This is a genomic window from Arthrobacter sp. Hb9-2, from assembly GCF_059091165.1.
Genome location: NZ_JBNHGJ010000067.1, coordinates 1 through 7,036, shown reverse-complemented (window position 1 = coordinate 7,036; position 7,036 = coordinate 1). Strand labels below are relative to the sequence as shown.

Genomic DNA, 7,036 nt, shown 5'->3' with positions numbered 1-7,036 from the left:
TGAGCTGCCTCCGGCGGCGTTTCCGCAGCAGGTGGCGCAGCTGGGGGCACATCCGCTGGGGGTACATCCGCTGGCGCTGCCGCCTGCCCCTGAACAGTGCCGGAAGAATCGGTGCCGGACGCAGCCTGGGCCTTGGCTTCAACACCGGCCGGGCCTTCGGGGACCGCCTCCGCAACGGGAGCGGCCGCCGTCGTGTCCTGTAGAACGATGGGGGCCGGTGCGGCCAGGGCCCCGACACCCACGGCGGCCACCACGGCTGCCGTGGCCATCCCGGCCCATAACTTGTTGCTGACGGTACGGCGGCCCACCGTCAGGTCGGTGCGGGGGACATCGGTGGCGAAACTGCGGCTTTGTGGATCTGAGGCTTTGAGGTTCAGCTCGTTCATGGGTAGCCCATCGAGGTTCGGTCCAGCCGGGCCGGTGCAGATGCACGACGCGAAGGCGGGACGGATCGAGGTGTGATGCGCTGGCGGCCCGGCTTCGAGCCGGCCGCTCACGGCGCATGATGGAGGCGTCCGTACACCCAGAAAATACGGAAGCTCCGCGAGGAGGCGCTGCCATCAGAAGCCATCCGGTGGACAGGCCAGCACTTGTTCGGTCCTAGGAATCCCGAGTCTAGGAACCCTGCACAGGTCACGGCACCAGTAGGGATTACCCGAATATTTTGGTGCAGTACTTGGGACGTCCCGGAGCAATACTCAAAACCGCAATGGCCTGATACCTGCTGCGGCCACGCCGGGACTAGCGGCTGCGCTGGTCCTTCAGCTCCGCAATCTCGCGGCGTAGTGAAGCCATCTCCGCTGCGAGTTCTGCCACCCCGGCCCGGAGCGGCTCCTCGGCATCCGACACCGCTTCGGCCGTGTCCTCCACGCGCTGCACCAGCCAGGACGCGATGGAGGCTGTAACCACGCCCAGGACGGCGATTCCGCTCATCATCAGGGCCGCGGCGACCATCCGGCCGATGGGCGTCACCGGGTACATGTCCCCATAGCCAACAGTGGTGATGGTGGTCATGGCCCACCACAGCGCATCGCCGAAGGTGACGATCTTTGCGTCCGGGGCGGACTGCTCCACATCGAGGACGGCAAGGGCCCCGACAAATACCAGCATCGCGGCCGACCCCGCCACATACGTAACAACGCGTCCCCGGAGCGTGTCACCCAGCGTCCGGTGCAGCACCGACAGCAGCGTCACCAGCCGGAGCAGGCGGAGCGGCCGAAAGAACGGCAGGGCCACAATGAGCAGTTCATGGAGGTTCCGGACGAACCAGCCGCTCCGGTCATCGGCGAGCCAAAGGTTGGCTACATAGTCCACGGCAAAAATGCCCCAGGTAGCCCACATCACCGCTTCAAGCCACAACGCGCCGCTGCCTTCAACGCGGCCGATCACTTGCCACGCATACGCTGCCAGGAAGATGAGCGCAGTCACCGTGAGCGGCCAGTCCGCCAGGTCCCGGTAGCGTTGTTGGGTCATGCAGGAAATCCTACGCGGACGGTCTCCGGTAGCCCCGCCGATACCCCGCTAAGTTACCCACAGGTAACATAGGTTCATGCACCTGCTTCTACGAACCCTCCTGCTGCTGTTCACGTCATCCCGCCGCCCGCCGTTGACCGTCTGGGATGGGTCCTCGCTGCCGCTGCGGGTGCTGCCCACGGACATCGACATTGCCATGCATGTCAACAACGGCATGTACCTATCCCTGATGGACCTGGGCCGGTTCGACCTGATGGTTCGCAGCGGGGTATGGAAGCGGATGCGCCGCCGGGGCTGGGGTCCGGTGGTGGCCGCAGAAACCATCGCCTTCCGGAAATCCCTCCAGCTGTGGCAGCAGTACACCATCGAAACCCGCATCATCGGCCTGGACGCCAAGGCCATCTACTTCGAGCAACGCATGGTGGCCGACGGCGAAATCTATGCCCGCGCCTACATCGCCACCCGCCTGGTCCTCAAGGGCCGGCCCGTCAGCCAGGAGGAGATACTGCGGGAGTTCGGCCAGCCGCCGGCGGACCTGGTGCTCCCTGACTGGGTCCACGAGTGGCGGGCGTCCAGCGCGCTGCCGGGGAGCCGGACGCCTTCGCCGCACCTGTGGGGCTGACACATCCCGCCTAGTGCCGGCGTGGTGATCTGAGAACGTGCACGTTATTCCCGATGACGCGTGCAGCGAACAGCCGCGACAAGCCCGGGCCGTCCCGCGTACCGTTGACACATGGCTACCGTTGACATCACAGGTGAACAGTTCGCATCGACCATCGAGGGCAACGACATTGTCCTGGTGGATTTCTGGGCAGAATGGTGCGGCCCCTGCAAGCAGTTCGGACCCACGTACTCGGCCGTCTCCGAGAAGCACCCGGATGTCCTCTTCACCAAGGTGGACACAGAGGCTGAGCAGCAGCTCGCCGCCGAGGCAGGCATCTCCTCCATTCCCACGCTGATGGCTTTCCGCGAAAAGGTGCTGGTGTTCTCACAGCCCGGCGCGCTGAACTCACAGCAGCTTGAACAGGTGGTTGACGCCGTGAAGGCCCTGGACATGGACGAAGTCCACGCCCACGTGGCACGCCAGCGGGAGGAAGCCGCTGCGGCCGCCGGTCCGCAGGACGGCACGCAGATTCCCGAAGCGTGATTCCCCAGGCATGACCCTTCCTTAAACTGTCGAAGCGGCGCCCTCTCCACGAGAGGCGCCGCTTCGTCTTTGCCGGTGTAAGCGGCCGTTAGAGGCGTTCCAGCTTGACGGGCTCGGCCAGGAGCGCGCTCAGGGATTCGTTCAGGTCCTGCACCGCGATGCCGTTGGAGTGCTTGGCCAGGTCCTCCTCCGACGCCCACTGCTCGGTGAGGACGAGTTTTTCCTCCGTGGCTTCGGTGAGCTCGTAGCGGATGCAGCCAGGTTCGTTCACCACCTCGTCGATGGCTATTTCGAGGGCCAGCTTTACGCGGTAGAACTCTCCGTCGTTGGGAATGAAGGTTGCCTGCAGGTCAATGGGTGAACTCATGGATTTCACAATACCGGCCGTCGGCTGACGGACCGTTCCTGTTGCCGCTGCCCGCGGGACTGTTGCGCCTCTTACGTGCTTCTATTGCCCGGGTCCTGTTGGTAGCGTGCCATCATGCGTGCTTATACAGCCGGGAACACTGACGTTCCGCTACTCGAAGAGACCATCGGCGGGAACTTCGAGCGGGTGGTGGAGAGGTTCCCGTTCCATGACGCCCTGATCGAGGCGGCCGCGGTGCCGGGCGCCGACGCACGGCGCTGGAGCTACACCAAGATGAACGACGACGTCGACCGGCTGGCCCGTGCGCTCCTCGCCCTGGGCATCGCCAAGGGCGACCGGGTGGGGATCTGGAGCCCCAACTGCGCCGAGTGGACGCTGCTGCAGTACGCTACCGCCAAGGCCGGCGCCATCCTGGTCAACGTCAATCCCGCCTACCGCAGCCACGAGCTGGAGTTCGTGGTGAAGCAGAACGGCATGCGGATGCTTGTCACGGCGCCCTCGGACCGGAACAGCGATTACGTGGGCATGGCACGGCATGCGCTCGCAGAGTGCCCGGACCTGCGTCAACTGGTGTTCCTTCCCGTTCCCGGCGGGGAAGGACCGGACGGCGGGGTCCCGCTAAGTGACGCAGAGCTGACCTACGCTGAGCTGCTGAGGCGGGCGGACGACGTCGGGCATTCCGGGCTGCGGGCACGCATGGCTGAACTGAGCCCGCACGATCCCATCAACCTGCAGTACACCTCAGGGACAACGGGATTTCCCAAAGGCGCCACGTTGACCCACCACAATATCCTCAACAACGGCTACTCCATAGGGGAACTGCTCGGCTATACCGAACAGGACAGGGTAGTGATCCCGGTGCCGTTCTACCACTGCTTCGGCATGGTGATCGGCAACTTGAATGCTCTCAGCCATGGGGCGGCCACCATCATTCCCGGCCGGGGGTTCTCGCCGGCGGCCACCCTGGAGGCCGTGCAGGATTTCGGCGGCACCTCGCTGTACGGGGTGCCCACGATGTTCATCGCCGAGCTCGCCCTCCCGGACTTCGCCTCCTACGACCTGTCCACCCTCCGCACGGGCGTCATGGCTGGATCCCTGTGTCCTATCGAGGTGATGAACCGCGTTATCTCCGACATGAACATGAAGGATGTGGCCATCTGCTACGGCATGACCGAAACGTCACCGGTTTCCACTATGACGCGGCAGGGGGACAGCCTGCAGCACCGCACGGAAACTGTGGGCCGGACCATGCCGCACCTGGAGAGCAAGATCGTGGACCCGGGTACCTGGGAAGTCCTGGAGCGCGGGCAGATCGGGGAGCTGTGCACCCGCGGCTATGCGGTGATGGCCGGGTACTGGAACCAGCCTGAGAAGACCGCCGAGGCGCTTGACGGTGACGGTTGGATGCACACCGGCGACCTGGCCCGGATGGATGACGACGGGTACGTCATCGTTGAAGGCCGGATCAAGGACATGGTGATCAGGGGCGGTGAAAACATCTATCCGCGGGAAATCGAGGAGTTCCTTTACACCCACCCGTCCATCCAGGACGTGCAGGTGATCGGGGTGCCGGACGAAAAGTATGGCGAGGAGCTGATGGCCTGCATCATCCTCCAGCCCGGCGCCGAACCGCTGGACGCAGACGCAGTCTCGGAGTTCTGCCGGGGCAAGCTGGCCCACTACAAGATTCCGCGCTACGTGGACGTGCGGGACAGCTTTCCCATGACCGTCTCCGGAAAGGTCCGCAAAGTGGAAATGCGGGAGGAAGCCGTGGCCCGGTTGGGGCTCTGACTGCGGCGCGTCCCCTGCTCAGTTGAGGTTGCGGTTGATTGCCTTCACCCCCACAACGAGCCCGACGGCGGCTGTCACCGAAGCGGCGAGCAGGCCCAGGAGGGTGTCAGTTCCGACGACGCCGGCGAACAGTTCACGTTCCGCATTCACCAGGTAAGTCAGGGGGTTGAACAGGCTGGCGGTCTTCATCCATGCCGGCCCGGCTTCGATTGGAAGCATGATGCCGGAGAGGATCATGAGCGGAAAAAGCAGCGTCTGCTGGACACCCCAGAAGATCCACTCCTTGTTCTGCGAAACGAGGGCCAGCGCATAGGACAACGCCCCCAGTCCGATCCCGAATATCCCCAGGATGATCAGCCCGAGCAGCACGTGCAGCGGGTAGAAGACGAAACCGAACGGGATGCAGACCAGGGCGATGAGGAGCCCTTGGATAACCAGCGGCGCCCACTCCTTCAACGCCCGGCCGATCATCAGCGACGAGCGGGACAGCGGTGTAGCCAGGATCCGTTCGTAGGAACCGGTCATCAGCTCATACTGCAGGTTGGAACCGGTCATGGAGGTGCCGAACAGTGCGATCATCACCACGACGCCGGGCAGGAACCACTGCAGCGTGGACTGGCCTCCGAAAGCCGGCGCCCCCACGGCCGCGCCCAGCAGCGGGCCGAACAGGCCAAGAAAAACCAACGGCTGGATCAGCGAAAAGATGAGCGAGAACGGGTCCCGCAAAGGCAGCAGCATTTCACGCCAGAACACGAACCTGGTATCGTGCAGGACCTGGCCAAGGCCGGGCTTTTCCCTGGGCTCAGCGGCGATGGCTCGTGTGCCCATCAGCGGTTTGCCCCTTCCCTGAGGTTGCGGCCGGTGAGTTCCAGGAACACGTCGTCCAGTGTGGGCGGCTTCAACTCCAGGGACTGGGCGGGAGCACCGGCGTCGTCCATCTCCTTCAGAAGCGCCGGCGCCAGCCGCGCGCCCTCCGGTAGCCGGAGGCGGAAGCGGACAACGCCGTCGTACGAATTCTCGGAGACCTCACCGCCGGCAGCGGCACGGCCCAGCAGCCCGCGGACCCCGGAAGCGCTGCCCGCCGCCACCTCGACGGCGAGCAGGTCACCGGCGAGGTTTTGCTTCAGCCGCCCGGCGGTGTCATCAGCGATGATGTGGCCGTGGTCGATGATGATCACGCGCTCGGACATGGAATCCGCCTCGTCCATGTAGTGCGTGGTCAGGACGATCGTTGTGCCGTGTTCTTCCCGCATCCGCATGATGTGCTCCCACAGGTTGGCCCGGTTCTGCGGGTCCATGCCGGTGGACGGCTCGTCGAGGAACAGCAGCCGGGGGGAGTGCATCAGCCCCAGTGCCACGTCCATCCTGCGCCGCTGCCCGCCGGACAGTTTCACCACGGTGCGTTTGGAAAGGTCTGCCAGGTCCAGGGATGTGAGGAGTTCCTGCGCCCGGGCCAGCGCGTCAGAGGAATTCATGCCGTAGAAGCGGCCCTGCATCACCAGTTCGTCAATGACCCGGAAGCTGTGGCCGCCGCCGTTGCCCTGGCCGATGTAGCCGATGCGCGCCCGCACCCCTGCCGGATCTGCGGTGACATCAACACCCGCAACCGAGGCGGTCCCCGACGTGGGCCGGAGCAGGGTGGTGAGCATCCGCAGCGTGGTGGACTTGCCGGCGCCGTTCGGGCCGAGGAACGCCACCAGCTCACCGGGGGCAACATCGATGTCGACGCCCTTGACGGCTTCTACTGTTTCCTTTTTGACGGTGAAGTTCTTGGTGAGTTTTTCCGTGTGGATCATGGGTGGCTCCAGAGGATGCGGCATACCGGGGCTCTGGACGGGCTCCCTGGCGTCACGCTATACCCATCGCCAGCGCACGTCCACGGAAAACTGCATGGATGCGGCGGGCGCGCCTGGCCTAGTGCCGGCGGTGGTCCTGGATGGTCATCCGGGGGCCAAAGGTGGGCTTGCGGAAGCCGCTGCTCTGGATCATCCGCACCACGCGCTGGCGGTGCCCTTCCCAGGGCGCAAGCAGGCGGAGCATGCCGGCGTCGTCCGTCCGGCGGCCCGTGAGTGCCGCGCCCACATAGGCAGCCAGGTGATAGTCACCCACCGAGATGGAGTCCGGGCAGCCGTGCGTGCGCTGTACCACTTCCGCCGCTGTCCAGATGCCGATTCCCGGGATTGTCTGCATCTTTGCTGCGGCCTCCAGCGCCGGCAGCGCCGCCAGCCGTTCGAGTGCGACGGCGGACCGCAGCGCCC

The 7,036-nt window shown here is 65.0% G+C and carries 7 protein-coding genes and 2 pseudogenes; 3 read left to right on the top strand and 6 right to left on the bottom strand.

Annotated elements, in window-relative coordinates; genetic code table 11:
- Both AC5RV1_RS20935 and AC5RV1_RS20930 read right to left on the bottom strand, forming a co-directional pair.
- Positions 1-386, bottom strand: a pseudogene (locus AC5RV1_RS20935) (LysM peptidoglycan-binding domain-containing protein); the annotation flags it as partial.
- A 355-nt stretch (positions 387-741) separates the two neighbouring features.
- Entirely contained in the window at positions 742-1,473 is a 732-nt protein-coding gene (locus AC5RV1_RS20930) for a potassium channel family protein (RefSeq protein WP_493946862.1), read from the bottom strand.
- A gap of 76 nt (positions 1,474-1,549) precedes the next feature.
- Between AC5RV1_RS20930 and AC5RV1_RS20925 the strand changes: the two genes are divergently transcribed.
- Together AC5RV1_RS20925 and AC5RV1_RS20920 are read left to right on the top strand one after the other, a co-directional pair.
- On the top strand, positions 1,550-2,095 hold the full coding sequence (locus AC5RV1_RS20925; protein ID WP_493995891.1) for an acyl-CoA thioesterase: 546 nt from the start codon (positions 1,550-1,552) through the stop codon (positions 2,093-2,095).
- A gap of 111 nt (positions 2,096-2,206) precedes the next feature.
- Entirely contained in the window at positions 2,207-2,620 is a 414-nt protein-coding gene (locus AC5RV1_RS20920; RefSeq protein ID WP_458781376.1) for a thioredoxin family protein, read from the top strand.
- Positions 2,621-2,708: 88 nt separating this feature from the next.
- On the opposite strand, the gene AC5RV1_RS20915 is transcribed toward AC5RV1_RS20920, so the two are convergent.
- The gene (locus AC5RV1_RS20915; protein WP_163161755.1) at positions 2,709-2,987 is read right to left on the bottom strand and encodes a putative quinol monooxygenase; all 279 of its coding nucleotides are present in this window, start codon (positions 2,985-2,987) and stop codon (positions 2,709-2,711) included.
- Between the two features lie 114 nt (positions 2,988-3,101).
- On the opposite strand from AC5RV1_RS20915, the gene AC5RV1_RS20910 reads away from it, so the two are divergent.
- Complete coding sequence (locus AC5RV1_RS20910; RefSeq protein WP_493946860.1) at positions 3,102-4,778, top strand: AMP-binding protein; 1,677 nt, start codon at positions 3,102-3,104, stop codon at positions 4,776-4,778.
- 18 nt (positions 4,779-4,796) lie between these two features.
- Here AC5RV1_RS20910 and AC5RV1_RS20905 read toward each other — a convergent pair whose 3' ends face one another.
- From AC5RV1_RS20905 to AC5RV1_RS20895, 3 genes and pseudogenes are all read right to left on the bottom strand, one after another.
- Entirely contained in the window at positions 4,797-5,606 is an 810-nt protein-coding gene (locus tag AC5RV1_RS20905; protein WP_493946859.1) for an ABC transporter permease, read from the bottom strand.
- On the bottom strand, positions 5,606-6,574 hold the full coding sequence (locus tag AC5RV1_RS20900) for an ATP-binding cassette domain-containing protein (protein WP_493995890.1): 969 nt from the start codon (positions 6,572-6,574) through the stop codon (positions 5,606-5,608). Before AC5RV1_RS20900 ends, AC5RV1_RS20905 begins: the two co-directional genes overlap by 1 nt.
- Before the next feature lie 118 nt (positions 6,575-6,692).
- A pseudogene (locus tag AC5RV1_RS20895) lies at positions 6,693-7,036 on the bottom strand (3-methyladenine DNA glycosylase); the annotation flags it as partial.